The sequence below is a fragment of the Paramicrobacterium humi genome, assembly GCF_900105715.1.
In the GTDB taxonomy this organism is placed as follows: Bacteria; Actinomycetota; Actinomycetes; order Actinomycetales; family Microbacteriaceae; genus Paramicrobacterium; species Paramicrobacterium humi.
In genome coordinates, this window is the sequence record NZ_FNRY01000001.1 from 1,241,508 (window position 1) to 1,266,874 (window position 25,367).

At 66.9% G+C, this 25,367-nt stretch carries 26 protein-coding genes; 11 read left to right on the top strand and 15 right to left on the bottom strand.

Annotated elements, in window-relative coordinates; translation table 11 throughout:
* The first annotated feature begins 102 nt into the window (after positions 1 to 102).
* Together BLV49_RS06290 and BLV49_RS06295 are read left to right on the top strand one after the other, a co-directional pair.
* On the top strand, positions 103 to 1,296 hold the full coding sequence (locus BLV49_RS06290) for a glycosyltransferase (RefSeq protein WP_245723551.1): 1,194 nt from the start codon (positions 103 to 105) through the stop codon (positions 1,294 to 1,296).
* Positions 1,293 to 2,048 carry a PIG-L family deacetylase gene (locus tag BLV49_RS06295; protein ID WP_091181496.1) on the top strand — a complete coding sequence of 252 codons (756 nt, stop codon included), beginning with the start codon at positions 1,293 to 1,295 and terminating at the stop codon, positions 2,046 to 2,048. The genes BLV49_RS06290 and BLV49_RS06295 overlap by 4 nt, the downstream gene beginning before the upstream one ends.
* Positions 2,049 to 2,052: 4 nt before the next feature.
* Here the strand turns inward: BLV49_RS06295 and BLV49_RS06300 are convergent, their stop codons facing one another.
* The 4 genes from BLV49_RS06300 to BLV49_RS06315 all read right to left on the bottom strand — a co-directional run bounded on the left by BLV49_RS06300 (position 2,053) and on the right by BLV49_RS06315 (position 7,141).
* Positions 2,053 to 3,999 carry an aconitate hydratase gene (locus BLV49_RS06300; protein ID WP_091181498.1) on the bottom strand — a complete coding sequence of 649 codons (1,947 nt, stop codon included), beginning with the start codon at positions 3,997 to 3,999 and terminating at the stop codon, positions 2,053 to 2,055.
* 105 nt (positions 4,000 to 4,104) lie between these two features.
* Positions 4,105 to 4,662, bottom strand: coding sequence for a hypothetical protein (locus BLV49_RS06305; protein ID WP_091181501.1), 558 nt, complete (start codon positions 4,660 to 4,662; stop codon positions 4,105 to 4,107).
* Positions 4,663 to 4,777: 115 nt separating this feature from the next.
* Entirely contained in the window at positions 4,778 to 5,680 is a 903-nt protein-coding gene (locus BLV49_RS06310; protein ID WP_091181504.1) for an SMP-30/gluconolactonase/LRE family protein, read from the bottom strand.
* A 27-nt stretch (positions 5,681 to 5,707) separates the two neighbouring features.
* Positions 5,708 to 7,141: an LLM class flavin-dependent oxidoreductase gene (locus BLV49_RS06315; RefSeq protein WP_176980743.1), complete on the bottom strand. Its 1,434-nt coding sequence runs from the start codon at positions 7,139 to 7,141 to the stop codon at positions 5,708 to 5,710.
* A gap of 199 nt (positions 7,142 to 7,340) precedes the next feature.
* Here BLV49_RS06315 and BLV49_RS06320 point away from each other — a divergent pair, with 199 nt between their 5' ends.
* Complete coding sequence (locus BLV49_RS06320) at positions 7,341 to 8,888, top strand: SIR2 family protein (RefSeq protein ID WP_091181506.1); 1,548 nt, start codon at positions 7,341 to 7,343, stop codon at positions 8,886 to 8,888.
* Positions 8,889 to 8,904: 16 nt separating this feature from the next.
* On the opposite strand, the gene BLV49_RS06325 is transcribed toward BLV49_RS06320, so the two are convergent.
* Together BLV49_RS06325 and BLV49_RS06330 are read right to left on the bottom strand one after the other, a co-directional pair.
* On the bottom strand, positions 8,905 to 9,564 hold the full coding sequence (locus BLV49_RS06325) for a hypothetical protein (protein ID WP_091181508.1): 660 nt from the start codon (positions 9,562 to 9,564) through the stop codon (positions 8,905 to 8,907).
* 15 nt (positions 9,565 to 9,579) lie between these two features.
* Positions 9,580 to 10,167: a DUF1349 domain-containing protein gene (locus BLV49_RS06330; protein WP_091181510.1), complete on the bottom strand. Its 588-nt coding sequence runs from the start codon at positions 10,165 to 10,167 to the stop codon at positions 9,580 to 9,582.
* A gap of 53 nt (positions 10,168 to 10,220) precedes the next feature.
* Here BLV49_RS06330 and BLV49_RS06335 point away from each other — a divergent pair, with 53 nt between their 5' ends.
* Positions 10,221 to 10,607: a hypothetical protein gene (locus tag BLV49_RS06335; protein ID WP_091181511.1), complete on the top strand. Its 387-nt coding sequence runs from the start codon at positions 10,221 to 10,223 to the stop codon at positions 10,605 to 10,607.
* A 45-nt stretch (positions 10,608 to 10,652) separates the two neighbouring features.
* Complete coding sequence (locus tag BLV49_RS06340) at positions 10,653 to 10,928, top strand: SHOCT domain-containing protein (RefSeq protein ID WP_143033981.1); 276 nt, start codon at positions 10,653 to 10,655, stop codon at positions 10,926 to 10,928.
* Between the two features lie 6 nt (positions 10,929 to 10,934).
* On the opposite strand, the gene BLV49_RS06345 is transcribed toward BLV49_RS06340, so the two are convergent.
* On the bottom strand, positions 10,935 to 11,420 hold the full coding sequence (locus tag BLV49_RS06345) for a DUF2231 domain-containing protein (RefSeq protein ID WP_176980744.1): 486 nt from the start codon (positions 11,418 to 11,420) through the stop codon (positions 10,935 to 10,937).
* 126 nt (positions 11,421 to 11,546) lie between these two features.
* Here BLV49_RS06345 and BLV49_RS06350 point away from each other — a divergent pair, with 126 nt between their 5' ends.
* The 4 genes from BLV49_RS06350 to BLV49_RS06365 all read left to right on the top strand — a co-directional run bounded on the left by BLV49_RS06350 (position 11,547) and on the right by BLV49_RS06365 (position 13,613).
* Complete coding sequence (locus tag BLV49_RS06350) at positions 11,547 to 12,053, top strand: sigma-70 family RNA polymerase sigma factor (protein WP_091181517.1); 507 nt, start codon at positions 11,547 to 11,549, stop codon at positions 12,051 to 12,053.
* The gene (locus BLV49_RS06355) at positions 12,050 to 12,733 is read left to right on the top strand and encodes an anti-sigma factor family protein (protein ID WP_091181519.1); all 684 of its coding nucleotides are present in this window, start codon (positions 12,050 to 12,052) and stop codon (positions 12,731 to 12,733) included. The genes BLV49_RS06350 and BLV49_RS06355 overlap by 4 nt, the downstream gene beginning before the upstream one ends.
* Before the next feature lie 98 nt (positions 12,734 to 12,831).
* Positions 12,832 to 13,329: a COG4315 family predicted lipoprotein gene (locus tag BLV49_RS06360; protein WP_091181521.1), complete on the top strand. Its 498-nt coding sequence runs from the start codon at positions 12,832 to 12,834 to the stop codon at positions 13,327 to 13,329.
* 71 nt (positions 13,330 to 13,400) lie between these two features.
* Positions 13,401 to 13,613: a hypothetical protein gene (locus BLV49_RS06365; RefSeq protein ID WP_143033982.1), complete on the top strand. Its 213-nt coding sequence runs from the start codon at positions 13,401 to 13,403 to the stop codon at positions 13,611 to 13,613.
* A gap of 39 nt (positions 13,614 to 13,652) precedes the next feature.
* Here BLV49_RS06365 and BLV49_RS06370 read toward each other — a convergent pair whose 3' ends face one another.
* A complete protein-coding gene (locus tag BLV49_RS06370) occupies positions 13,653 to 14,975 on the bottom strand; it encodes a GNAT family N-acetyltransferase (protein WP_091181525.1) in 1,323 nt (440 codons plus the stop codon).
* A gap of 94 nt (positions 14,976 to 15,069) precedes the next feature.
* Positions 15,070 to 16,446: an MFS transporter gene (locus BLV49_RS06375; RefSeq protein WP_091181530.1), complete on the bottom strand. Its 1,377-nt coding sequence runs from the start codon at positions 16,444 to 16,446 to the stop codon at positions 15,070 to 15,072.
* A gap of 217 nt (positions 16,447 to 16,663) precedes the next feature.
* Between BLV49_RS06375 and phoA the strand changes: the two genes are divergently transcribed.
* A complete protein-coding gene (gene phoA, locus BLV49_RS06380) occupies positions 16,664 to 18,559 on the top strand; it encodes an alkaline phosphatase (RefSeq protein WP_091181531.1) in 1,896 nt (631 codons plus the stop codon).
* 287 nt (positions 18,560 to 18,846) lie between these two features.
* Here phoA and BLV49_RS06385 read toward each other — a convergent pair whose 3' ends face one another.
* The 6 genes from BLV49_RS06385 to BLV49_RS06410 all read right to left on the bottom strand — a co-directional run bounded on the left by BLV49_RS06385 (position 18,847) and on the right by BLV49_RS06410 (position 23,910).
* Positions 18,847 to 19,926, bottom strand: a complete 1,080-nt coding sequence (locus BLV49_RS06385; protein ID WP_176980745.1) for an alpha/beta fold hydrolase — start codon at positions 19,924 to 19,926, stop codon at positions 18,847 to 18,849.
* Between the two features lie 118 nt (positions 19,927 to 20,044).
* A complete protein-coding gene (locus BLV49_RS06390) occupies positions 20,045 to 20,857 on the bottom strand; it encodes an N-acyl homoserine lactonase family protein (protein WP_091181537.1) in 813 nt (270 codons plus the stop codon).
* A 40-nt stretch (positions 20,858 to 20,897) separates the two neighbouring features.
* Positions 20,898 to 21,320, bottom strand: coding sequence for a carboxymuconolactone decarboxylase family protein (locus BLV49_RS06395; protein ID WP_091181540.1), 423 nt, complete (start codon positions 21,318 to 21,320; stop codon positions 20,898 to 20,900).
* A complete protein-coding gene (locus BLV49_RS06400; protein ID WP_091181543.1) occupies positions 21,317 to 22,207 on the bottom strand; it encodes an NAD(P)-dependent oxidoreductase in 891 nt (296 codons plus the stop codon). The genes BLV49_RS06395 and BLV49_RS06400 overlap by 4 nt, the downstream gene beginning before the upstream one ends.
* Positions 22,204 to 22,863: a GntR family transcriptional regulator gene (locus tag BLV49_RS06405; RefSeq protein ID WP_091181545.1), complete on the bottom strand. Its 660-nt coding sequence runs from the start codon at positions 22,861 to 22,863 to the stop codon at positions 22,204 to 22,206. The genes BLV49_RS06400 and BLV49_RS06405 overlap by 4 nt, the downstream gene beginning before the upstream one ends.
* An 87-nt stretch (positions 22,864 to 22,950) precedes the next feature.
* Positions 22,951 to 23,910, bottom strand: coding sequence for a LysR family transcriptional regulator (locus tag BLV49_RS06410; RefSeq protein WP_091181548.1), 960 nt, complete (start codon positions 23,908 to 23,910; stop codon positions 22,951 to 22,953).
* A gap of 53 nt (positions 23,911 to 23,963) precedes the next feature.
* Between BLV49_RS06410 and BLV49_RS06415 the strand changes: the two genes are divergently transcribed.
* The gene (locus BLV49_RS06415; RefSeq protein ID WP_245723552.1) at positions 23,964 to 25,289 is read left to right on the top strand and encodes an MFS transporter; all 1,326 of its coding nucleotides are present in this window, start codon (positions 23,964 to 23,966) and stop codon (positions 25,287 to 25,289) included.
* Positions 25,290 to 25,367: the final 78 nt, after the last annotated feature.

Consider the following 25,367-nt stretch of genomic DNA (forward strand, 5'->3'; position numbering starts at 1 on the left):
GGCAGCAGCGGCTGAGTCTCTGTGTACGAGAAATGCGAGGCGCGACGCAGATGGGGACATGGCAACGGGTCGGCCCGCGAGCCTGCGGCATAGGCTTGAGGAGTGCCGCTTCGCCTTGCTCTCGTGAGCCTTCACACGTCGCCGAACGATGACCCGGGGACGGGCGACGTCGGCGGAATGAACGTCGCCGTCCGGCACACCGCCCTCGCGCTCGCCGAACTCGGCCACGAGATCGACGTGCTCACCCGCCGCTCCTCGACAGCAGGCCCTGACGCGTGCGAGGTGGCACCGGGTGTCACCCTGCGCCAGCTCTCGGCCGGTCCTGCCGAGCGCCGCGTCAAGGGCGACCACGAGGAGTACATCGAGGCGTTCCGCGCCGCAATGGCCGACCTCGGACCCTACGACCTCATCCACTCGCACCACTGGTTCAGCGGAATGGCGGCCGTTGAGATCGCCCGCTCCCGCGGCATCCCGCACGTGCAGAGCTATCACAGCATCGCGGCCGCGCTCAGCACTCCACTGTCGGAGGGGGAGCGGCCGGAGTCGCCGGGCCGCCTCGCCGGAGAGGCGGCGCTCGCCGCGGCATCCGACGCTATCATCACCGTGAGCGACGCCGAACGCTCGACGGTCATCGACCGGCTCGGTGCGGAACCGCAGCGTGTGGTCACGGTGTATCCGGGCGTGGACGCGAACCAGTTCGCGCCCGATTCACGGTCGGATGCCGCAACCGTTTCGCCCGGTTACATCGTCGCGGCCGCACGTCTTGAGCCGCTCAAGGGGCTCGATCTCGCGATCGAGACGCTCGCAGGCTCGCGCGACCCGGAGCTTCGGCTGGTGGTGTCGGGCGGACCGACCACCGGCCACGACGACTACCCCGCCGAGCTGGAGCAACTGGCCCGCGACCGCAGCGTCGCCGATCGCGTCGAGTTCATCGGGCCGCAGGGACGCGACGCGCTCGCCGCCCTGCTGCGTGGCGCGCGCACCGTGCTCGTACCGTCGCACTCCGAGACCTTCGGGCTCATCGCGCTCGAGGCGCAGTCGTGCGGCGTACCGGTTCTCGCGGCTGATGCGGGCGGGCTGCGCGAGGCGATTGCCGATGGCGAGACCGGTGTGCTCGTGCCTGCCCGTGATCCGGCGCGGTGGGCGGCGGAGCTCGACGCGCTGCTCGCGGACTCTCAGCGGGCGCGAGTGCTTGGGGAGGCCGGACGCACGCGCGCACTGCAGTTCACGTGGCGGCGAACCGCTGAGCAGACCGCTGCCGTGTACGAGCGCGTGCTCGCGGGAGGCTTGGCATGAGCGCGGACCCGTTCGCTCTGTTCGACGGCGTCGACACGGTGCTTTTCGTGCACGCGCACCCCGACGACGAGACACTCGCGGGCGGCGCGCTCATGGTTGAGCTGCTCGCGCGCGGCATCCACGTGCAGCTTGTAACCTGCAGCCGCGGCGAGCGCGGCGAAGTAGTTACCGGGCCGTTCTCCCACCTCGAGGGAACGCCCGAGCTCGCCGCACACCGCGAGGGGGAGATCGCGGGCGCGCTCGAAATCCTCGGCGTGACCGATCATGCGTGGCTCGGGACGCCGCCGGCGCGCGCCGCGGGACAGCGACCGCGCGTCTACGAGGACTCGGGCATGCGCTGGATCCGTGAGGGGCTCGCCGGCCCGGCGGGAGACGCGTCGGCCCAGTCGTTCTCGACGAGTCCGCTCAAGGAGGAGGTCGCGGACCTGCTCGCCCTGATCGACGATCCGGTGGGCGCCCGACCGCAACTGGTCGTGAGCTACAACGAGATCGGCGGCTACGGACACCCCGACCACGTGCGGGCGCGCGAGATCGCGGTGGCGGCAGCCGCAGCCCGCGGCATCCGATTCGCCGAATTGGTGGAAGAGCCAGGAGAGGATGTGACGTGGTTCGCCCTCGAGCATCGGCTCGACACGGTCATCGAGGCGCTGCACGCGCATGCGACGCAGCTGACCGTGCATGGCCGTGATGTTGTGCATTCCGGCGGGCAGCGGGAGCCGATCCGCACGTCGATCGGACTGCGGGAGATCTAGCGACCTACGCCGTCTGGGCGACGGTATACGGGATGCGGCCGCCGGCGAGCACCATCGCCGCCTGACGACTGGAGAGGTGGTGCCGCAGCTTGAGCGGCTCCCCATTCAGTGTCGCAGAGATCGGCGTGCCGTTCTCGAGTGCGTCACGCAACCCGTCGAGCACGACCGTGTCGCCGAGCGTGACCGAGTCGTAGCCGGCCGGCTCCTCGAACTCGAGCGCGAGGATGCCGAAGTTCGCCAGGTTCTGCCAGTGGATGCGCGCGAACGACTTCGCGACGACCACCCGCAGCCCGAGGTAGCGCGGGGCGATGACGGCGTGCTCACGGCTCGAGCCCTGCCCGTAGTTCTCGCCCGCGACGACGGCGTGGCCGCCCGCGGCATCCTTCGCTCTCTCGGGATATGTCGGATCGATGCGAGTGAAGCTGAACTCCGCGATCTTGGGGATGTTGCTGCGGAACGGCAGCACGCGCGAGCCGGCCGGCATGATCTCGTCGGTCGAGACGTTGTCGGGCATCTTCAGCAGCACGGGCAGGTCGAGGTGGTCGGGCAGCGGCTCGAAATCGGGCAGCGAGGCGATGTTCGGCCCCTTCACGAGCTCGACGCCGAGCGCTTCCTCGGGCGGGAGCGGCGCCTGCAGCATGTCGGTGTTGACGCTGTAGCGCTCGGGCATGACGGGGCGGGTGTAGCGGATGCCGAGCGAGTGCTCGAGCGTGCGCGGATCGGTGATGCGGCCCGTGAGCGCCGCGGCGGCCGCCGTCTCGGGGGAGCACAGCCACACGGCATCCTCTTCCGTTCCCGATCGGCCCGGGAAGTTGCGGGGCATGGTGCGCAGCGAGTTGCGGCCGGTCGCCGGCGCCTGGCCCATGCCGATGCAGCCCATGCAGCCGGACTGGTGGATGCGCGCGCCCGCCTTCACGAGGGAGGTGAGCCAGCCGCCGGCGATGAGGTCGGCGAGCACTTCGCGGGAGGTCGGGTTGACGTCGACCGAGACCTGCTGGTGCGCCTGCCGGCCGTCGAGAATCTCACCGACGACGGCGAAGTCGCGCAGTCCGGGGTTCGCCGACGAGCCGACGACGACCTGGAAGACGTCTTCGTTCTCGACCTCGCTCACGGGAACAACGTTTCCGGGCGACGAGGGCTTCGCGATGAGCGGCACGAGGCTCGAGAGGTCGATGTGCTCGGTCACGTCGTACTCAGCGCCGGCGTCGGCGAGGATCTCCGTGAAGTCGTCCGCCCGCCCGACGGCCTCGAGGTACTCACGGACGGCGTCGTCGGCGGGGAAAACCGTCGCCGTCGCGCCGAGCTCCGCGCCCATGTTCGCGATCACGTGCCGGTCCATCGCCGTGAGCGAGGCGAGGCCGGGCCCGTGGTACTCGATGATGCGGCCGACGCCGCCCTTCACGCCGTGACGGCGCAGCATCTCGAGGATCACGTCTTTCGCCGACACCCAGTCGGGCAGCTCTCCGGTGAGCTCGACGCCCCAGATCTCGGGCATCGCGACGTACAGCGGCTGCCCCGCCATCGCCATCGCGACCTCGAGCCCGCCGACGCCGATCGCGAGCATGCCGAGCGCCCCGGCCGCGCACGTGTGCGAGTCGGAGCCGATCATCGTCACGCCGGGCTTGCCGAACCGGGACTGGTGCACGGGGTGCGAGACCCCGTTGCCGGGCTTCGAGAACCACAGCCCGAACCGCTGCGCGGCCGACTGCAGGAAGAGGTGGTCGTCGGGGTTCTTCTCGTCGGTCTGCAGCAGGTTGTGGTCGACGTACTGCACCGACAGGTCCGTCTTGATGCGGTCGAGGCCCATCGCCTCGAGCTCGAGCATCACCATCGTGCCCGTCGCGTCTTGCGTGAGCGTCTGGTCGACGGTGAGCCCGATCTCGTTTCCGGGCGTCATCTCCCCTTCGACGAGGTGGCTCGCGATGAGCTTCTGCGCGACGTTATGCGACATAGTCCGGCCCTCCAGATTCGAGAGTCCGATGCCAGTCCGACGCCGGACCTCTCTGCCACCCTAGGCCGCGAGAGGGAAAAGGTGAAGGATGCCGCCGCGGTCGCGTCACGGCAGGCCGTGGGTTCCCGCCGCGCTGTCGTCGCGGCTCGGCCCTGGGTTCGTTGGCTCGTCGCTCGGTGCGTCGGCGTCGGGCGCGTCGATGCCGGCGCTGTGCTGAGGCAGCGGAGCGTCGGGGTCGCGCGGCTCAGGGTCGGTCGTCATCTTCGATTCCGGGTCGCTCTCGTTGTGCGTGGACCCGGCCGGCTGCTCGGGCTCGCCCTCCGTGCCGAGAGGGTCGGTGCGCGGGTTGCCGGCCGGCGCGGCGGCGTCGCCGTTGAAGCCGCGCTTCTGCGCGACATCGTCGGCCGTCACGTCTGTCGCCGTGCCCGCCGGTTCACCACCGCCCGGCGGATCGGGCGCCGGATCGCTACCGGATCCCGCCTCGTCGTCGTTCGGCTCACGCTCGAGCGGCGCTCCCGGCTCCCCGCCGATGCCGAGCGAGTCGTTCGTGTTCGTGGGCGTCGACTCCTCCGTTCCCTTGTCACCCGGGTCCGTCTGGGGGCCCTTCGTGTCGGGTGCGGTGTCTTCCGTGAAGGGTGCCTGGTTCGGCTGCTTGTCGCTCATGCTGAACTCCTCTCGTCCACTGTCAGCATGCGTGCGAGGGATGCGGTTCGGCAGGGGGTGGATGCCGCTGACCGGGTGACGTATCCTGCCCGGTCGGCCGCGCGAGTGAATACGCTCAGCCGCGCAGCCACGGCACGCACGAGCGCGCCGTGGTGCGGATGCGGTACAGGCTCGTGGTTCCCGTGATGTAGAGGTCGTGCCCGTCGGCGCCGCCGAAGGCGACGTTCGACACGACCTCGGGCACAGCGATCGAGGTGACGAGGGCTCCGTCCGGCTCGAAGACGAGAACGCCGTCGCGCGTCGAAGTCCAGATGCGTCCCGCCTCGTCGACGCGGAACCCGTCGGGCAGCCCGGCCTCGACTTCGGCGAACACGCGCCCGTTCTCGCAGCATCCGTCACCCGTGACGTCATACGCGCGGATCTCGTGCATGCCGTCGGCCGCGTGGCTCGCGGAGGTGTCCGAGACATAGAGGACGCGCTCGTCGGGCGAGAACGCGAGCCCGTTCGGCATCTGCATGTCGGTGACAACCGGTGTCAGCTCGCCCGTCGCCTCGTCGAAGCGGAACACGAAGCAGCCGCCGTACTCCCGCTCGCCCGGGTGGCCCTCGTTCGGCTGGATGATGCCGTACGGCGGGTCGGTGAACCAGATGCTGCCGTCGCTGCGCACGACGACGTCGTTCGGCGAGTTCAGCCGGGCCTCGCCGAACCGGTCGACGACCGTCCGCGGAACCCCGTCGACCTCGCGCTCGATCGCGCGCCGCCCGTGCGAGCACTGCACGACGTCGCCGTTCAGATCGAGAGTGCGCCCGTTCGTGAACTCGACGTCGTCGCGGTGCACGCGCGTCTGCCCCGTCGAGGCGTCGAACTCGAGGATGCGGCTGTTCGGGATGTCGCTCCAGCGCAGCACGCCGAGTGCCGGCAGCCACACCGGCCCCTCCGACCAGATCGCACCGGTCCAGAGACGCTCGAGCTCGGCGCCTTCGGCGATCAGATCGGATGCTGCTGATGGGTCGTTCACACGATCAGTCAAGCATGGCGACCGGCGTCAGGCGAGGACGCTCGATTCCGACCGTCGCTTCGCTTCGCGCTCTGCCGCCCGCGCCTCTAGCTCACGGCGGTACGTGGCCGCCGGGTGGTCGTCACGCACGCGCTTCTGCCCGACGCCGTAGAGCTTCTCGCGCAGCGTCGTGCCCTCGTCGTAGTCGTCCCAATAACGTCCGCGACGCTGCAGCTCGGGAACGACGAGCTCGATGAACTCCTCGAACGTTCCGGGCGTGATCGCGTAGGCGAGGTTGAAGCCGTCGATGTCCGCGTCGTCCATCCAACGCTCGAGCTCGTCGGCGACGGTCTGCGGCGAACCGACGATGACGGGGCCCATCGCTCCGATCGCGACGAAGTTCACGACCTCGCGGGCTGTCCACGTGCGGTTCGGGTCCGCCTTCGAGAAGATCTCCAGCGCGAAGCGGGCCGAGTCGGTGTCGACGTACTCGAGCGGCTCGTCCGGGTCGAGACGGGAGAGGTCTACGCCGGTCACACCGGCGTAGAAAGCGAGGGCGCCCTCGAAGTCGGCGTACCCGAGCAGCTCCGTATACCGCTTCTGCGCCTCCTCGTCCGTCGAGGCGACGATCGTCGTGATCTCCGTGAAGATCTTGATGCTGCGCGGATCGCGTCCCGCAGCCTCGGCCGTGCTGCGAATCGAGTCGACGTAGCCCCGCAGAGTGTCGGTCGTCGGCGCGACGGTGAACACCGCTTCCGCGTTGCGTGCCGCGAACTCGCGTCCCTTCGACGACGTGCCGGCCTGCCAGATGACGGGCGTGCGCTGCGGCGACGGCTCTGACAGGTGAATGCCGGGAACCGAGAAGTAGGTTCCCTCATGGCCGATCTCGTGCACCTTCTCGGGGTCGGCGTACACCTTCCCCTCGCGGTCCTCGACGACGGCATCCTCTTCCCACGAGCCTTCCCACAGCTTGTAGCAGACGTCGACGACCTCCGCCGCGAGCTCGTAGCGCTCGTCGTGCGACATCTGTCGCTGCAGTCCGAGGTTGCGCGCGGCTCCTTCGAGGTATGACGTCACGATGTTCCACGCGACGCGGCCCTTCGTGAGATGGTCGAGGGCGCTGAACCGGCGGGCCAGCGCGTAGGGCTGCTCGTAGGTCGCCGACACTGTCAACCCGAACGTGAGGTTCTCGGTCGCGGCCGCCATGGCGGATACCTGCAGGAGCGGGTCGTGGACGGGAACTTGCATCGCCCGCCGCACCGAGGCGTCGTACGAGCCCTCGTACGTGTCGTAGACGCCGAGCACGTCGGCGATGAACAGCCCGTCGAACTTGCCCTTCTCGAGCAGCTTCGCAAGGTCCACCCAGTAGTCGAGGTCCTTGTATCTCGTCGACTGGTCGTCCGGATGCGTCCACAGTCCGGGCGACTGGTGCATGATGCATGTCATGTCGAAGGCGTTGAATCGGATGCGGGGCTTCGTCATCGGGAACTCCTGAACTGCGGCGCACGGCCGCCTGGCGGGACACGGCCATGCAACACCCGGGGATCCCATGCGTAAAGGGTCGGCGTCATACGGCGTCATCTTTCGACCGGCCGGATGAGCCAGCTCACCCACCCCGTGACACCTGACCGCCGCGCTGTAAGAATGGCGTCATGGGTCTTCAACTTCGCTTCGGTGAACGATGAGTTCACACGTCTTCGTCGTCCGCGGCGACCTGCTCCACATGAACCTCGACGCGTGGATGCTGCCCTCCGACCGCCGCTACACCATCAGTGACGCCTGGCGACGCGTGTCCGGCATCAGCAACGGCGTCGCCCGCACCAACTCCGCCGAATTCGAGCGCGAAGAGCGCTTCGCCCTCCCGCTCAAGTCGTGGCGCTGGCCGCGCGCCCTTCCCGTTCTCACGGCGACACCGCACAAGAGCGCGCGCGACACTTTCGAGATCGGCCGCCGCATCGAGGACTTCGTGCACACCGCCGCAGAGGCCGTCCGTCAGCGCCGCCAGGGCCGCGCGATCGACCCCGACGCGCGCATCCTGCTCGGCATGACGATCTTCCCGAGTTCGGGGCGAACGGATGCCGCTTCCCTTGGCGAGCTGCTCGAGGCGCAGATGGCCGCCGCGCGTCACGCCGCATCCGCCGAGAACGTCGACGTCGTGCTCGTTCTCGACGATGAGCGCACGTTCGCCCTCGCGCAGATGATCCGCAGCCACGACCGCAAGACCGCGTGGCCCGAGATCGCGAAGAACCGCAAGATGCTGAGGCACGCCGAATCGCTCGGCCGGCACGCGCGCGACGGCCGGCTCGTGCCGTTCATGGGCGCGGGCGTGAACGCGAGCTCGGTCACCCCCAGCTGGGAGCAGACCGTGGAGGCGCTCGCCGAGGGCGCCGACTTGAGCGACGCGGAGCGGCAGTCGTTGCAGCGCGACAGCGACCCCCTCGACCAGCTCGCGTTCTTGCGCTCCGTATACGACGAACGCCGCGACGGCTCGTTCGAGCAGGCGATCTCCGAGATCGTCGGGGTGAAGAACTACGGGCTCGCGCCGGCGCTGCTCGCGAGCCTCAAGTCGCCGCAGGCGTTCACGCTCAACGTCGACCGGCTGTTCGAGATCGCCGCGGAAGACATCGGCGACCCTCGCACGGTCGTGCCCGGCGGCCGCCGCGTCGGCGCGCCGTGGCTGTACAAGCTTCTCGGCTCCGTCGACGACCCCGCGAGCATCGCCCTGCTCGTCGACAGCGGTGGGAGCGACGGCATCCGGGCGACGGTGCGCGCCCTCGTGGCCGCGAGCGCCGCGGGAAACCACCTGCTGTTCGTCGGCTTCGGCACGGGCGACCGCAGCTTCCACGGCATCGCGCACGACGTGCGCGCCGCTCTGCCGAAGGACGCCGACGCGGCCGCGCAGGCCACGGCGCTCACGCTGCGCGACGACCCGCTCGACCGCCGCTTGTGGGAGGGGCGCCTCGCGCTCGTGCCGATGGCGGGCGCCGATGCGAGCGACGGCGATGCGACGCGCGCGCTCGAGGTGTACCTCGACGCCGTGCTCGCGTTCGCGACCGACAGCCGCTCATACGCGCTGTCGCCGGGCTTCCGCGAGGTGCTTCCGACCGCGGACGCGAAGCTCGCCGCGGTGCTCGGCTCGGCGGCATCCGCCCTCACCGACGACATGACGGATGCCGCCGCCTACGCGCGCGTCACGGCTCTGCTGCGCGACCTCGGCTGGGAGGGCTGAGCCGCCGTACTCGCCGTCACGTCGGCGGCTCCTCGCGTCCGGCTGGTGGCCGCGGCCGCAGCGCCGGGATGAAGCGAATGAGCGCCCCGAGCAGCAGGCCGAGCAGGATCGCGGGGCCGTGCTCGTTGCCGAGAACCGTCAGAACGATGCCGACCGCGATTATGACGACGAGCCCGATGACCGAGGCCGGCAATGCCGGCCTGCGCGCCGTCACGATGACGGTGGAGGCCGCGACCAGGGCGAGCGTGGCCATCGAGTTCCCTGCGCCGGGATGGTGCAGCTGGAGCAGCATGCTGCCGATGCCGCCGATCGTGAAGGCGAGCACGGCGTGGAGACCGGGCAGGGCGCGTACGATGATGAGGAGCGAGACCGCGAGGACGGCGAGGTTGCTGACGGTGCCGGCGAGGCCGCCGTCTTGCAGCACGTTGGCCGTGACGACGCGCCACCACTCGCCGTGCTCGAGGATGGCGGCGTTGCGCATCCCGGCATCCAGCAGCTGCGGCTGGGCAAGCTGAATGACGGAGGGGATCGCCACGACAAGCCAGAGCACGGCGGCCCACCAGGTGAGACGCACCGGTGGTTGAGAGGGCTGACGCCGAAGATTCGAGGCGGCGATCGCCGCCCAGCCCCCGGCGAAGGCGACCCAGAGGACGATCGACTCGATCAGGGGTCTCATTCCGCACTCCAGGCGTTACTCGTGCAGCGACGCGTCGGTGGGCGTCTCCGCCCACGACGCGAACGTGATCTCGAGGCCGGAGCGGGTGGGAGCGCACACGAAGGGTCCGGCCTCGGCCTTCGCGTTCTCGGGCAATGGCGCGACGCGCACGAGGCGCCAGGGCTTGTCGTCGACTCTGGCGCGGACCGTCACCGACTCTCGCGCTCGGCTGAGGCGGACGGTGATGAGGCGGCCGGCCCAGTCGGGCACGGGAGCGACCGACCAGTCGGAGCGGCCGAGAGTGACGACGGCGCCGACCTGCGGCTGGCCGTCGGCGTACTCGACGCCGGCCTTGATCCACGTCTCGTCGTCGATGCGGAGGAAGACGCCCGCCTGGTCGAACTGTTCGGCGAACGCGGCAATGAATGCCACCTCGACGGCGCGACCGACGGCGAGGGGAGCGAGGAGCGCGTGCTCGGTGTCGTGGACGAAGCCGTAGGAGGTGTGCCGCCACGCGTCGCTGCCCTCCGCGGCGACGACGGTCAGCCCGTCATCGGTCACCGTCGCCGAGACGGGGTCGTGCGTCCAGGTCCCTGCGGTCCAGTCGATCGAGGTTTCGTGCATGCACCCACCGTAGAGGGCGCCGACCGCGGACCGCAGCCCAGTAGGCTTCCCTCGTGATCATCGCCGTCGTCTTCGTCGTTCTGCTCGGGCTGCTCGCGCTGTTCCAGCTCGCCTTGGCCCTCGGGGCGCCGTGGGGACGCTTCGCGTGGGGCGGGCAGCATCGGGGCGTTCTCCCGGCCGGGAAGCGGGTCGGCTCGGGCGTCACGGTGCTCGTCTACGTCGTCATCGCTCTCATCGCGCTCGACAAGGCTGCGCTCATCGACATCTTCCCCAGCGCATTCTCGAGCGTGGGCATGTGGGTCGTGTTCGCGTTTCTCGTGCTCAGCGTGCTCATGAACGCGATATCGCGGTCGAAGCCCGAGCGCGTGACGATGACGCCTGTCTCGCTTCTGCTCGCCGCGCTCGCTCTGCTTGTCGCGCTGACCGGCACGGGAGCGTAAGGGAGTATCGTCGAGCCCACACGATCGGCTTGCGCGAGGGAAAAGATGCTGGGGAACCTGTCCGGGTGGCACCTGATGATCATCGTCGCGGTGTGGCTCGTTCCCGCCGCCATCATCACGATCGCGGCGTTCGTCATCGTCACGTACGTGCGCAAGCGCAACCCGGCCGCTCCGCCCGTCATGGAGGCAGGCTCGGGAGTTCCCTCGCCCGCGTCGCCGCTCGAGCACCGGCTGCGGGAACTCGACGAGCTGCGCAGCAAGAACTTGATCAGCGAGACTGAGTATCGGCGGAAACGCGAGGAGATCCTGCGCGACCTGTAGCGGCTCTCAACCGAGCAGACCGCCCCAGACGGCGCGTGCACCGGAATCGCCGATCAGGACGAGCAGGATGACGGTGCCCACGGCGACGATGACGCTTGCGACGGCGAGAACCGTGAAGGCGACGCGCGCGAGCGCGCGGCGTGATGATGGAACTCCCCGCCTTCCCCCGCGAAACCACACCCACTGCGCGAGCGCGACGACGAACAGGGCGATCGTCCAGGGCAGCAGCATCTCGCCATAGCGCTGGTGCAACTGCACCGCCGGCACGGGACCGACCGCCGCGGCGAGCGACTCGCCCGCGCTGACCGTGACGGGAACGAGCACGAGGACGACGAGAGCGCCGAGCGGCGTGACGACTCCGAGGCGGCGCCGCGCCGCCGGCCAGAATTGAGCGAGCAGAACCGCGAGCGCGACGAGCGGTGTCAGGACGACGACGGCGTGCACGAGCAGGGGATGGAGGGGAAGCCCGGCGAGCTGCAGAATATCGTCCATGAACAGAACACGAGACTGACGCGAATTCCGTTCACCCGCTTCCCGAAAGTGAACCGGGAGCGCGACTGCCTCGTTGTCTCGAGTGAGGACGATGTGCGCACGTGCCGCACATGAGAAAGGCACGGGATGCTGGTGGACAAGGCACTGGCTCTCCGCGAGCTGCATGATCAGCATGCGGCCGCGATCTGGCGCTATGCCGTCTACCTCACCGGCAACGCCTCGAATGCTGACGACGTCGTGCAAGAGACCCTCCTCCGGGCCTGGCGGACGCCGCGCATCCTCGAGCAGGACCCGGCGACGACACGCGGCTGGCTCTACACGGTCGCGCGCAATCTCGTCATCGACGACGTGCGCAGCGCCCGTCACCGTCACGAGTCACCGGTGGGGGAGCCGCCCGAGCGAGCGATCGAAGACCGCACGGACGAGCTCTTCGACTCGCTTCTCGTCGGCGAGGCGCTCATGACCTTGAGCGCCGACCACCGAGCCGTCGTCGTGCGGGCGTACTACGGCGGCCAGAACACGGCAGAGCTCGCCGCCGAGCTCGGCATCGCCGAGGGCACCGTGAAGTCCCGCCTGCACTACGGGCTTCGCGCCCTCCGGCTCGCCCTGCAGGAGAAAGGGGTGGTCCGATGACCCCGGATCATGAGGCGCTCGCCGACTGGGACGCGGCCTACGTGCTCGGAGCCCTCAGCCCCGCCGATCGCCGCGTCTTCGAATCGCACCTCGAAGAGTGCGAGCGGTGCCGCACCGCCGTCGCGGACCTCGCCGCCATGCCCGGCCTGCTGTCGCGCGCCCGCCCCATGGTGGAGGCGCTGGACGAACCGGAGCCTGCGGGTGGGCCGCCGGCCGACCTCGTCCACCGCGTCACGGCACGCCGCCGGCGACGCAGCATCCGAACGCGCGTCATCGTCGGCGTGAGCGCACTGGCCGCGGCCATCGTTCTCCTCTTCGCCGTTCCCGCTCTCATTCCCGACACTGCTGCGCCGACGACGGTAGCGCTGACGCCCGTCGAAGCCACGACGATGTCGGCGACGGTCGAGCTCAGCTCCGCTCCCTGGGGCACGCGGCTGCACATGGACTGCGACTACCCCGCAGGCGGCTACGGCACCGAGCCGGGCGACGCATGGCGGTACGTGCTCGTCGTCACCGACGCTCAAGGCCGCGCGAGCGACATATCGACGTGGAACGCGGTGCCGGGCAAGACCGTTCACCTGGATGCAGCGACCGATCTGAACCTTGATGAGATCGCGACGATCGAAGTCCGCTCGACCGCCGGGGACACGATCCTCACCGGATCCACGGACGGGCCTTGAGCACCGCGGCGATGCGTCCGTGCGAGGTGAACCGGAGCGCGGGCTGTCTCGTGTGCTGAGTGATCGCACTCGCGGTCACTCACCGAAAGGAAACGACAATGACGTCGAGAATCGCGGCATCCCTCGCCGCGGCATCCCTCGCCCTTCTCGCCCTGACCGCCTGCGCGCCGACGAACTCCGAGGCGCCGGCGGCGGAATCCAGCACGGCGCCGAACACGAGCGCCTCGTCGGAGGTCGCCCTGTCGACGGCCGATTCATCGATCGGCACGATCGTCGTCGACGGCACGGGGAAGGCCGTCTACCAGTTCGACAACGACACGCAGAACGGCGACTCCTCGTCGTGCACGGGTCAGTGCGCGGCGAACTGGCCCGCCGTTCCCGGTTCAGATGCGCCCAAACTCGACGGAGTGACGGGCGAGGTCGGAACCATCACCGGGGTCGACGGCGAACCGCAGCTGACGCTCAACGGGTGGCCGCTGTACTACTACGTCGGCGACAACGCGGCCGGAGACACGTACGGTCAAGGACTGCAGGGGATCTGGTGGGTGCTGACTCCCGCGGGCAAGCCCATCACCTCCGACACGTCCGGCTACTGACCGCGATCGCGACGACGTCGACGATTGTCAAGGGCTGGAGCGCCGCCGCGCGGCCGCGGCATCATGGCGGCATGAATGGAAAGCACGCGGGAGACGTGGACCCGCAAGACGCAGAACGCGACGAGAGCACAGCGACCGAGGACGGCAACCTCGGCTCCCTGTCGGACGTCGGCCACACCTTCGACCAGACGAACGGTCTCGTCGACGGGCTTGAGGGCAACGCCGACGACCCTGACAAGGTCGACGAGCGACTCGACGAACCCACCGACGACGGGAATTCCTAGCCCTCGCGTTGCCGGCGCCCGTTTACGAAAGCGCGAGGCTCAGAACCAGATGCTGAGCAACGGCGCCTCGGCCGCACGGAACGCCGCGTCGGCCCGTTCCGCCGAGCCCGGGCGCCGCTCGAGCACCGTGCCCGCGCGCACGAGCGTCGACGCCGGCGTCGCCCCGAGGTAGAGCGCCGCGAGCGAATTCACGCTCAGCGCGAGGTGAGCGGCATCCGCCGGCACGTCCGCGTCGGCGTCGAGCCGCGTCACGGTGCCCGCGCCGCTCTCGTCCACGCTCAGCAGCATCCGCCCCTCGGCAAAGCCGTTCGGGTCCGCGACATCGAGGACCAGGTCGATCGGCGCGCTGTACGTGCGCGCCTCGAGCGCCGCGACGGGGTCGAGGACGCGCAGCCACAAGTGGTCGTAGGGTCGCGACTGCACGGCCCGACGGTCGGAGAGCTGCCAGGCGACGGAGTCGTCGACGGGGCGCAGGTACGCCTTGACCGCGGTGACGAGGTCGAGTTCGAGCAGGAATCGCCACAGCCCGTTCGCCGCGTCATCGGTCGCGGCGACGAGTGACTGCACCTCCACGGTGTGCACGGTGAAGTCGTCTTCGCCGCCGGTCACGCGGTAGATGGCGAATCCCTGCAGCGCGCCGGACGCATCGTCGTAGCGCACCGCCCGCAGGCTCTTCACCTTGTCGGCGCTGCGCTCGTCGGTAGCGCACGTCTCCGCCCACAGCGCGTCGTCGGCCTCGATCTCGCCCGCATGCCGGCGGCGGGCGCTTTCGAACACTGCGCGGGCCGAGTGGTGCAGCTCCTCGCGAGTGGTGAAGCGCACACGACCGGATGCTGCCGGGCCGGCCCACCGTGCCCGCCTCGTGTCGATCGTGACATCGCTCGCGAACGCGGACGGGGCGAAGCCGAACCGGCCGTAGATCGTCGCTTCGGATGCCGTGAGGGCTGCGATCGGCACGCCGCACGCGTGCGCGGTGCGCAGCTCGGACTCGAGCAGGTTGCGCGCGATGCCGCGGCGGCGGTGGGTCGGCGCGACGGTCACGGCGCTGATCGCCCAGACGGGAATGCTGCTCCCGCCCGGGAGGCTCAGCGGCGTCTCCCACGTCGACACCGTCGCGACGGGCTCGGCGCCGACGGCATCCGACTCGTCCCATACTCCCGTCGTGCGCCGGTACGCCGCGTGCTCAAGCATGTAGGCGAGGCGCTTCTCGCTCGGTTCGTCATCATAGAAGCCGCGGGACTCGGCCCGGATCCAGGCGCTGAACGCGGCGGTGTCGGCGGTGTCGACGAGATCGAGTCTGAGCCCCTCGGCGTGAAGCCGTGCGGCGGAGGCGCTGTCGATGGGGGCGTCGCTGAAGTTCACTCGATCACCCTACCGAGCACCCCGGATGCGGGGAAACAGCCGGGCCGGCACCACGACGGTGCCGGCCCCTCCCGAGTCGTTCTACGCGTATGGCTTACGCGTGACTCGTACCGCGGATCGGGCTCTCCTGCTGCTCCGGCGTTTCGGCGCCGAGCGGGATGTTCGTGCGATCGCGCAGGATGAGAGTCGCGATGAAGGCGATGACCATCACACCGGCGATGTAGAAGGCGACGGACCAGGAGGTCCCCGTCGACTGCACGAGCCAGGCCGAGATCAACGGCGCGAAGGCGCCGCCGAGGATCGCTCCGAGCGCGTAGGCGATCGAGACGCCGGAGTAGCGGATCGCGGCCGGGAACAGCTCCGTGAAGTACGCCGCCTGCGGGCCATAGGTCAAGCCGTTTCCGACGGTGAAGATCGCGATGCCGACGAAGAACAGCCACGAATTGCCCGTGTTGACCAGCGGGAACAAGAACCACACGGTGATAAGGAACACGATCCAGCCCGCGATATACGTGTTGCGTCGGCCGATGCGGTCCGAGAGCCGGCCGCCGATCCACGTGAACAGCAGCCACACGACGGCGGAGCCTGCGACGGCGATGAGCACGGGCGTGCGCTCCATTCCGACATGCCCGCCGTCCGCGATGGGTGTTGTGGCGTAGCCCTGGAGGTAGCCGCCCGTGGTCATGTAGCCGGCTGCGTTGTTTCCCGCGAACGTGAGCGCGGCGAGGATGACGAGCAGCCAGTGCTTGCGGAACAGTTCGATGATCGGCATCCGCGAGCGTTCGGCCTTGACGGCCATTTCGGCGAAGACCGGGCTCTCCTCGACCGTGCGGCGCACGATGATGCCGATGACGATGAGCACGAAGCTCAGCAGGAACGGCACGCGCCAGCCCCACTCGACGAAGGCGTCGCCGGGTGAGAAGACACCGGTCATGAGGGCGAGAACGCCCGAGGCGAGCAGGAGGCCGAGCGGAACGCCCATCTGCGGGAACGCTCCCATGCGGCCGCGCTTGCCCTTCGGGGCGTGTTCGACGGCCATGAGAACGGCCCCGCCCCATTCACCGCCGGCGGAGAGGCCCTGCAGGATGCGCAGCGAGAGCAGCAGCACAGGAGCGATGATGCCCGCCTGCCCATACGTGGGAAGCACGCCGATGAGCATCGTGGCGGCGCCCATGAGGATGAGCGTCCAGACGAGCATCGTCTTGCGGCCGATGCGGTCACCGAGGTGGCCGGCGATGAACGCGCCGAGCGGGCGGAAGAGGAAGCTCAGGCCGACGGTCGCGAACGACAGGAGCACGCCGATCTCGTGGCCCGCCGGTTCGAAGAACAGCGAGGCGAAGACGAGCCCTGCGGCGTTCGCGTAGATGAAGAAGTCGTACCACTCGATCGTGGTCCCGATGATGGTCGCGACGGCGACCTTCTTCATATCGGCCGTCGTCGCGGGCGGCGGGGCGGCTGTGTGTGCGGACATTCGACTCCTTTGTCATGTGCGGGAGAGACCACCATGTCAGATCTCAGTGAGAAATCATATCTGATGTCGAATATCACGCAAGGTGATTCTGGATGCCGCTCGGCGACGCCGCCCGGCGGCATCCGTCACCGAGTCGTTCACCTGCGTTCACCGTGCGTTGGTCCTGCGCCGATTCACTTGTCGCGTCACAGCTCACTCATAGGGAGACAGAACAGACATGACACGTCGAATCCGACGCCTCGGCTCGGGAGCCCTCGCCGTCGGCGCCGCCGCCATCCTCGGGGCCGGGCTTCTCGCGCCCTCGGCCGCGCTCGCGGACGTCACCGACACCGGCGGAGCCGCCCGCCACGACGACGACCGCAGCCAGGCGGTGCGCGACGCCATCGCCGACGGCCCCGCCAAGAACGTCATCCTGCTGATCGGCGACGGCATGGGCGACAGCGAGATCACGATCGCGCGTAACTACGCCTACGGCGCGGCCGGGATGCTGCCGGGCATCGACGCGCTTCCGCTCACGGGCCAGTACACGACGTATTCGGTGCACAAGGACGGCGACCAGAAGGGCAAGCCTGACTACGTGCCGGACTCCGCCGCGACGGGAACGGCGTGGGCGACCGGCACGAAGAGCTACGACGGCGCGATCGGCGTCGACGTCGACGGGAACCCGCACGACTCGATCCTCGAGCTCGCGAAGGCGAACGGGCTGCGCACGGGCAATGTCAGCACCGCCGAGATCCAGGACGCGACGCCGGCCGTTCAGATCGCGCACGTCGACCAGCGCAAGTGCTACGGCCCCGACAGCTCGGTGTGCGGCGACGACGCGCTCGAGAAGGGCGGCCTCGGCTCCATCAGCGAGCAGCTGCTGAACACGCGCGCCGACGTCATCCTCGGCGGCGGCACGGCCTCGTTCGAGCAGACGGCGAAGGCCGGGCAGTGGGAGGGCGCGACCCTCTTCGAGCAGGCGACTGACCGCGGCTACCAGGTCGCGACAACGGCGGACCAGCTCAAGGCAGTGACGAAGGCCAACCAGTCCTCGCCGCTTCTCGGCCTGTTCACGCCCGGCAACTTCCCCACACGCTACAGCCCGTCCGAGGCGACGGTCGGCGGCGCGAACGGTGCGCCGATCCGCTGCACGGCGAACCCATCACGGCTCTCCACCGAGCTCTCGCTCGCCTCGCTCACCAACAAGGCGATCGGCCTGCTCGACCGTTCCGATTCCGACAAGGGCTTCTTCCTGCAGGTCGAGGGCGCCTCGATCGACAAGCAGGACCACTCCGCCGACGCGTGCGGCCAGATCGGCGAGACCATCGACCTCGACGAGGCCGTGCAGGCCGCCCTCGAGTTCGCGAAGAAGGACGGCAACACCCTCGTGATCGTGACCGCCGACCACGCCCACACGAGCCAGATCGTCGACGACGCGCCTCCCGCGACGCTCAGCACCGCTCTCACGACCGCGGACGGCAGCGTCATGAAGGTCGCGTACGGCACCGCGGCGGCGGGCGGCTCCCAGCAGCACACCGGCGCGCAGCTGCGCATCGCCGGCTACGGCCCCGGCGCGGCGAACGTCGTCGGGCTCACCGATCAGACCGACACGTTCTTCACCATGTCGAATGCGCTCGGGCTCAACCGGGATGCCGCCGCGCTGAGCGCCGGCGCGAGCATCACGCTCGACGACACGAAGCTCACGCCGGGTGAGAAGTTCAGCTTCACGGCGACGGGCTTCAACGGCGACCGCCAGGTGAGCGGACTGATGGAGAGCGAGCCGGTCGAACTCGGCGCCGCGGACGTCATCGACGGCGCCGCGAGCTACACGGCGACCGCTCCCGCCGAGGAGGGCACGCACACCCTCACCGTCACGGGTGCGCAGACCGACGTGGCCGCGACGCTGCAGTTCACCGTCACGGCCGATGGTGTGGTCGTCGTCCCGGGCGACGGCTCGAGTGACGGTGACGGCGACCCGGATGCCGCAGCCGCGGCGAGCGGCAACACGAGCGGGACGCTGCCGTGGACCGGCGCCGAGGCGCTGCCCTTCCTCGTGATCGCGCTGCTGCTGGTCGGCATCGGCGGAGTGATGGTGCTGCTTCGCCGGCGCGGGCTTCCCATGAGCAACTAGTCAGAACAGAAGCGGGAGGGCGGGCCGTGTGGCCCGCCCTCCCGCACATCGCGGCCATGCTGAGCTAGCGCCATTCACATGCGCGATAGTCGTATCGCTATGTGAATACGCGTGCCCCTCACTCTCGCTCCTCTCTCCCGTACGGATGCTCAAGGGGAGATGCTCGCGCAGATCCTTCTCAACCCGGAGCGATCTTTCAGGATTGCCGAGCTCGCAGATGCTGCCCACAGCCCATACGCGACCGCTCCCTCACAGGATGACGTCGTTCACTTTGTCGCCGTTATTGCTCAGCAACGGGGAGAGTTCGCTGTTACGCGCTCAAGGGCGTTCTTCAGATATGTCGCGAACGCTATGGGGTTCTCGGCATGCGGAAAATGGCCAAGCTCGGGCATGACGGCGAAAGACGAATTCGGGATGCGCTCGGCCAGCGCCTGGGTTTCGGAGCTGGGCACGCTGGTGTCGAAGGATCCGCTCAGCAACGCAATGTGCGGAGATTCGCTCGTGAGTAACTGCGCGACGTCTTCGAAATTCCAACGGAGGTAGGAGTCGATGTCGGCGGCGTATAGGCCGAAGCCTCCGGAGGAGTAGCCCCACCAGACGCGCTGTTTGAACTCTTCCGGCGATGCTGGGTTCATCAGCCCGTATGTCCATTCTGGGATGAACAAGGTCGGGTTTACGGTGGTGCCGCGGAGATGCTCGTTCTGGCGAGAGTGCACTGCGGGGCCAGCCTGGCAAGAAACGGCGCCTGCGAACCGCTGCGGGTGCGTGGCAATCGCGTGGATCACGGCTGCACCAGCCATGGAGACTCCCACCAGCACCGGCCTATCGAGTGCAAGCGAACTGCACACAGCGACGATGAATTCGGTAAAGGTATCTGGCGTGAGGCTATAGCTCCCTACCGCTGACGCCCACGACGGCGACGAGCGGCCATGCCAGGGCATGTCAACCGTGATGAGTTCGTACTGGCCCGCGACATCGGTGTGTGTCATGAGTCCGTGCCACTGGGCGGTGTTGCTTCCTGCGGTGGAGAAAGCGAGGAGTGGCTCACCGTTACCTACCCGCTCGACGTAGACATCACTAGTCCCCAGGGATGTCGTTATCCGATGGTATTCGCCGCGGGCGTGTAGTTCGTGACCGGGGCCGTCGACATGCGTATGGCCTCGTGCCTCATCGATAAGCGACCGCACAATCTGGACATTGCGCTCATAGTCGATGTGTGAGCCAGTCAGCTTGATCAAGCCACGACGCACGAGATGTACAACGCTGTGCACTCCCGCTGTAGGGCGAGAGCAAAGAAGCTCCTCCCAGATGGCATCGGAGGCGCTCAACGAGAACGCAGTCGTATCGCTCCCTGCCAAGATCGTCATCTGACCCCTCGTGATTGAGAAGGCAGCTCGCCAGGTGTCTGCCTCCAGCGCAAAGCTTGTCGACGTCCCCGCCAATAGTGCGAGTACTGATTCCGCCTGAGAGGCCCGGGCGAGTCGGTCATGCATCGCCAGTACCGATCGTTGAGACGAGCCCTCTGAATTTCTGGTCGACCGGGGCGAAGCGTTCGATTTCGCCAGCGTCGTGTCCTGTGACGATGACGGCTTCGGAACCCCGTAGGAAATCGAGCGCTCGATAGGATCGCGGCAGGTCCGCCATCGATTGAAACAGCATGTCGCGTTCAAGTTCTTCGTGGAAGTGGGCAGCATCAGACGCGAGCACGACTTCGCCGACTGCAGTCTGGATACGCACAATCAACTGGCCGGGCGTGTGCCCGCCAACTTCGACGAGTTCGACGCCCGGCGCAATCTGGATGCTCCCCTCGAACTCGTGAACGCGACCCTGGTGTCTCGCAGAAACAAGGTCTGCGATTTCCACTTGGTCCCCGAAGTGCGAGAACAAGGACCGCGTGCCGAGATCGCTCGTCCAGAACTCCAGCTCTTTTCTGCTGATGTAGATCGGAGAATTCGAGAACGCGGGCAGATTGCCGATGTGGTCATAGTGGGCATGGGTCACGACCAGCGGGTTGCCAGCGGCCGGATCGAAACCGAGCGAAGAGAGCAGCAAGAGCGGATCCGCGAGCACCGTGCGACCGCGCTTCGTCGCGCCCGCCTCGGAGTAGCCGGTATCGATGTGGATAACCCGCTCTCCTTGGCGGAGAACCCAGAGGTAATAAGCCAGCTCGAACTTGTCATCCGGTTCCGAATAGAAGCCGTAATTCATGAAGACGTCGCTACGAGAAGTCTCACGAGTGCCGTGTTTGATGACGAAGATCTCCCACGTCGTGTCTGGGCTGTTGGAAGCTGCCGACATTCCTGAGTTCTCCCCTATCCGCTTCTTGCCGCTGGCGAGGCTACTCCGCGCCGGAACCGCCCTGATGCACTTCTACGGTCGGCTCGAGCCCCTCCGCTCCAACCACTTCGCGCCATGCCTCCACACCGGACTGGAACGCGACGATTCCCGCTTCAGGAAGCGCAATCTCGATGGCCTCTAGGATCTCGCGCGGGCTGAGACCGAGGTCGAGCGCGACGCGGATATGGGACTGAATGTGTCCCTTGGATGCTCGCATGACAGTCAGGGACACGATGAAGATCAGTTCCTTCGTCTTCCGATCTAGGGTGCGCTGCTCGAGGTACGCGGCGGAGACCACTCCATTCGCTGCCTGCAGCACAGGGAAGTCGTGCTGCGCCATTACCTTGTGATAGTCGAGTACATAGCCGCGCTTGCGAGCCATGTCGTCGATGTACTCCTGTGCGTTGGCAACTGTGTTGGTCATGCTTCCTCCTCAGAGATGGATGTTCCCGCTAGGTGCTCGTACACCCGCGCGATTTCTGTGTGGTCGGGGTTATCGCCAAGGACGTCACGTCCATCCGAAAGCAGTCGGTATGCCTCACGCGTCAGCGGCGAGGCAGCATCCGGTGCATTGATTTGCATCGCGATTCCCATGTCTTTGAGCATCAGGTCGTATGCGAAGTTCGACGCGTACGAGCCAGGGAGGATGTGTTGCACGAATTTCACTCGGCTCGCCTGGCTCATCCCGGTAGAAGCATTAAGAACCTCAACCATGCGCTCGGGTGCGATACCGGCGGACTTGCCGCGAAGGACCGCCTCGGAGACGACTGCGATGTTTGTGGCGCTGACGAGATTGTTTATGGCCTTTGCGGCGTGGCCTGCTCCACTGCTGCCCACGACAACGATTTCGCTGCCAACAGTTTGTAAGAACGGTCTCGCTCGTCCGATCGCATCCGGCTCGCCGCCCACAAGCATCGTGAGTTCGCCCGTCGCCGCCTTAGAGATACCGCCCGACACGGGGGCATCGACGTAGTCAATGCCGAGCTTCGCGGCCGCTTCCGCGAGTTGACGGGTGCTGGCTGGGACGCTCGAGCCCATGTCGATGATGAGGGCACCGGCACTGAGCCGTCCAAGTAGTCCCTCCTCCAAGAGAATGGATTCAACGTGTGCGCTCGTGGGAAGCATCAGTATGACGGTGTCGATTCCGGCGGCTTCCTTGAGGTCGTATATGGGCTCTGCGCCGGATTCCTCTGCCGCGTCGTCGACGCTCTTCTTAAGGACGTCGTACACGCTTGTTGAGAAGCGTTTAGCGATGTGGCTCGACATCGGACGTCCCATACGTCCGAGCCCTATGAACAATGTGTTGTTCATTGATCCTCCGTCAGGCTGTTCAGGTGTTCTAGTGCAATGGCGGCCGCCGCCTGGACATGGAGCAGGCTTGCCGAGTAAGCGCGATCAGCATCGCGGTCCTCGATGGCGTTCACCACCTCCCGAAGTTCCGCGAGCATCTTTGGCCCGCGGCCGGGCGTCGTGAGAGTGACAAGACGGAGCTGGCTCACCCGAGCCTGCACGGCATCAAGTTGCTCACCGATTATCGTGTTGTGGCTCGCATCGATGAGCGCATCGTAGAAGATGCGCTTCGCTTCGAGGAGGTCGGTGACGGGCGAGAGAGGGGCTGACAAGGCGCTCAAGCTGTCGCGCAGGACCTGCATCTCCGCGTCTGAGCGATTGCTCGCGGCGAGCCGAGCCGCCGTAGCCTCGAGTGCCGCTCGAACTTCATAGAGCTGCCGTGCCTGATCGGCCGTGAGTTCGGCCACGATGGGGCCGACCTGAGGCTCGATGCGAATCAGGCGCTCGGATTCGAGTTGTCGCAGAGCCTCTCTCACTACTGTTCGGCTGACTTCGAGCAACTCGACGAGCACGCGCTCCTTCACGCGTTCTCCCGGACGGAACGTGCCGTCGACTATTCGACGGCGTAATTCCTCAACCGCCTGCTCTCGCAGCGGCGCGGCCTGTCGTTGCAGCATCGAATCCCCCAAGGTCGAGAAGATCGTATTACCGTAATCTCGTATAACGCAAGTATTGCCATGACTCAGCCGTACGCGCACAGGCGTCTACATCGCTTCGGCAAAATCGCTGAGGAGACCGCGCAACCATACGTTCTCAGGCGCTCCGTCGACTTCCGTTCTCCACAATGCGGAGATCGTAAAACGCGGGGCAGGCAGGGGCACGGGGCTGACCGTGAGGCCGCAGAGCTCCTGAATCGCATGCGCCGCGTGACTGGGAATCGTCGCTATGGCCGGCACACGATTGATTACCGGTGCGAGGCCAGAAAAATGGCTGATCGCGCAGAGGGTGCGGCGTTTGTGGCCGTCTGCAGCGAGCAACTCGTCCACCCAGCCCCGCTGTACGTCGTATGACACGCGAACGTGATTAGCAGCCACATATTCGCTGTAAGTGATCGGGCTTGACGCCTTGAGGAGCTGGGCGTTGTAGACGCACCGATAACCACCGGAGAACAGGGGCGCGGAGCGGACAGCCGACGACTGGCGTTCAGGCGTGACTGTGAGAACCACTTCGTTCCTTGGGTCGTCGATGCTATCGCGCCACAAGGTGCTATTCGTCTGATGGATTCCGAAATCGATGCTCCAGCCCTCGTCGAGTTTGCGCCTGGCAAGCCACGGTGCGAGAACCATTGCCAGGTCGTCCGACATGGCGAGATGGATGACCCGCGTGCTTTGAGTGGGATCGAAGCTGGGGGATTCGAACACTACGTTCGCTATGGCCGTGAGGGTGGGCGCGAGCAGTGCCGAGAGCTCGAGTGCGCGTGCTGTGGGCAACATACCGGCTCGGGACCGTTCGAAGAGCGGGTCGGTAAACAGCACACGTAGGCGCGCAAGTGCTGCGCTGACCGCGCTTTGACTGAGGTTAAGCTTCACCGCGGCTCGTGTGACGCTGCCCTCGCGCATGATCGTCTGAAAGACCACCAACAGGTTGAGGTCCACCCGGCGAAGATCATTTGAATTCATATCACGCATGATAAACATCAATTGGACAGTTTTCAGGTCAGCCACCAGAGTGGGTAAACGACGTGATTAGGCTGCACTTGGAACAAAGGAGATCTTTCGTGCCCACCGATTCTCAAGCTGCCCTGCGCAGCGACACAGAACTCTTGGATCTGCCTCGGCGGGATCGCACTCGGCGTCTGGCCGCTGTTGGAATCGGCAACTTCATGGAGTGGTTTGACTTCGCCATCTACGGCTATTTCACCGCGATCATCGGTGCCCAGTTCTTCCCGGCGAACGATCCAAGCGCAGCGACGCTCTCGGGTCTGGCGGTATTCGCCGTGGGATTCATCTCGCGACCGGTTGGTGCGCTTTTCCTCGGTCCCCTCGGCGACCGTCTGGGGCGAAAGACGGTGCTCGTCCTCACTGTGCTCTCTATGGGCATCGTCACTACACTGATCGGGCTTACCCCGTCATACGAAACGATCGGCATCGCTGCACCCATAATCGTCGTGGCACTGCGGCTTGTTCAGGGAATGATGGTCGGTGGCGAATGGACGAGTGCCGCCGCGTACATTGGCGAGAGCGCCCCGAAGTCGAAGCGTGCATTGTTCGCAAGTGTCGTCACGGCGACGGCTGGTCTCGCTTTCCTTGTTGGCACGCTCGTCGCAGCGCTGCTCACCGCTGTGATGGATGAGACCGCCCTAGCTACGTGGGGCTGGCGGATACCGTTCGTCTTCTCGCTTGTCATGGCAGTCGTCGCCGTCTGGATTCGCTTGAAGCTCGAGGACACTCCGGTTTACCAGGAACTTGAGCGCAAGCGTGAAACAGGCACAATCGAGGTGACCCCGGCCGGGCAGAAGGGGCGAGCGTTCCTCATGACACTCGCCTTCTCCGGAATCTTCGGCGTGGGTCTCTATTACTTCGTTACCTATGCAAACAACCATCTCACCGGGCCGGTTGAGATGGAGCGGCTTCCTGCGCTGCTTGCCACCGGAGCGGCAATGGTCGTTTATGTGGCTTTCAACCCTCTGGTGGGAGTCTGGTCGGACAGAGTGGGCCGCCGCCCGGTCCTGTACACCGGCATCGTTGGCCTCATCGTTTGGCCCCTGCCCGCCTTTATGTTGATGAACACGGGCAACCCCTTTTTCGCCTTCCTTGCACTCGTTGTGTTCTCGTTCTTTGTCGCCTGCTGCGCCGTGATGAACAATGTTCTCCTCGTTGAGGTCTTCCCTGCATCGATCCGATCGGCTGGCTCGGCGATTGGGTACAACGTGGCATATGCGCTGCTCGCTGGGCCAGGACCGCTTATCGCGGCGGCACTTGTCGCCGGAACTGGAATGCTCACGTCGCCGGCCTTCTATGTGATTGCAGTCGCGGTCGTCGCCCTCGTTATCCTGGCACCCCTTCTCAAAGAGACGCGTCACGCTGACATCTCTCACGGTTGAGTTCGACTACTTCAAACCTGTGGTGTCAGGCGCCAGATCGCCTTCCACGCAGTATCTACGCCAACAATAGAAGGAGGC

Excerpts from the sequence above, each read along its gene's own strand:
- BLV49_RS06355 (WP_091181519.1), top strand. The coding sequence starts at position 12,050 with ATGACCCCGGATCATGAGGCGCTCGCCGACTGGGACGCGGCCTACGTG.
- phoA (WP_091181531.1), top strand. The coding sequence starts at position 16,664 with ATGACACGTCGAATCCGACGCCTCGGCTCGGGAGCCCTCGCCGTCGGC.
- BLV49_RS06295 (WP_091181496.1), top strand. The coding sequence starts at position 1,293 with ATGAGCGCGGACCCGTTCGCTCTGTTCGACGGCGTCGACACGGTGCTT.
- BLV49_RS06315 (WP_176980743.1), bottom strand. The coding sequence starts at position 7,141 with ATGACGAAGCCCCGCATCCGATTCAACGCCTTCGACATGACATGCATC.
- BLV49_RS06395 (WP_091181540.1), bottom strand. The coding sequence starts at position 21,320 with ATGACCAACACAGTTGCCAACGCACAGGAGTACATCGACGACATGGCT.
- BLV49_RS06375 (WP_091181530.1), bottom strand. The coding sequence starts at position 16,446 with ATGTCCGCACACACAGCCGCCCCGCCGCCCGCGACGACGGCCGATATG.
- BLV49_RS06330 (WP_091181510.1), bottom strand. The coding sequence starts at position 10,167 with ATGCACGAAACCTCGATCGACTGGACCGCAGGGACCTGGACGCACGAC.
- BLV49_RS06360 (WP_091181521.1), top strand. The coding sequence starts at position 12,832 with ATGACGTCGAGAATCGCGGCATCCCTCGCCGCGGCATCCCTCGCCCTT.
- BLV49_RS06390 (WP_091181537.1), bottom strand. The coding sequence starts at position 20,857 with ATGTCGGCAGCTTCCAACAGCCCAGACACGACGTGGGAGATCTTCGTC.
- BLV49_RS06350 (WP_091181517.1), top strand. The coding sequence starts at position 11,547 with ATGCTGGTGGACAAGGCACTGGCTCTCCGCGAGCTGCATGATCAGCAT.
- BLV49_RS06340 (WP_143033981.1), top strand. The coding sequence starts at position 10,653 with ATGCTGGGGAACCTGTCCGGGTGGCACCTGATGATCATCGTCGCGGTG.
- BLV49_RS06300 (WP_091181498.1), bottom strand. The coding sequence starts at position 3,999 with ATGTCGCATAACGTCGCGCAGAAGCTCATCGCGAGCCACCTCGTCGAA.
- BLV49_RS06405 (WP_091181545.1), bottom strand. The coding sequence starts at position 22,863 with ATGCTGCAACGACAGGCCGCGCCGCTGCGAGAGCAGGCGGTTGAGGAA.
- BLV49_RS06305 (WP_091181501.1), bottom strand. The coding sequence starts at position 4,662 with ATGAGCGACAAGCAGCCGAACCAGGCACCCTTCACGGAAGACACCGCA.
- BLV49_RS06325 (WP_091181508.1), bottom strand. The coding sequence starts at position 9,564 with ATGAGACCCCTGATCGAGTCGATCGTCCTCTGGGTCGCCTTCGCCGGG.
- BLV49_RS06400 (WP_091181543.1), bottom strand. The coding sequence starts at position 22,207 with ATGAACAACACATTGTTCATAGGGCTCGGACGTATGGGACGTCCGATG.
- BLV49_RS06345 (WP_176980744.1), bottom strand. The coding sequence starts at position 11,420 with ATGGACGATATTCTGCAGCTCGCCGGGCTTCCCCTCCATCCCCTGCTC.
- BLV49_RS06385 (WP_176980745.1), bottom strand. The coding sequence starts at position 19,926 with ATGACGATCTTGGCAGGGAGCGATACGACTGCGTTCTCGTTGAGCGCC.
- BLV49_RS06320 (WP_091181506.1), top strand. The coding sequence starts at position 7,341 with ATGAGTTCACACGTCTTCGTCGTCCGCGGCGACCTGCTCCACATGAAC.
- BLV49_RS06365 (WP_143033982.1), top strand. The coding sequence starts at position 13,401 with ATGAATGGAAAGCACGCGGGAGACGTGGACCCGCAAGACGCAGAACGC.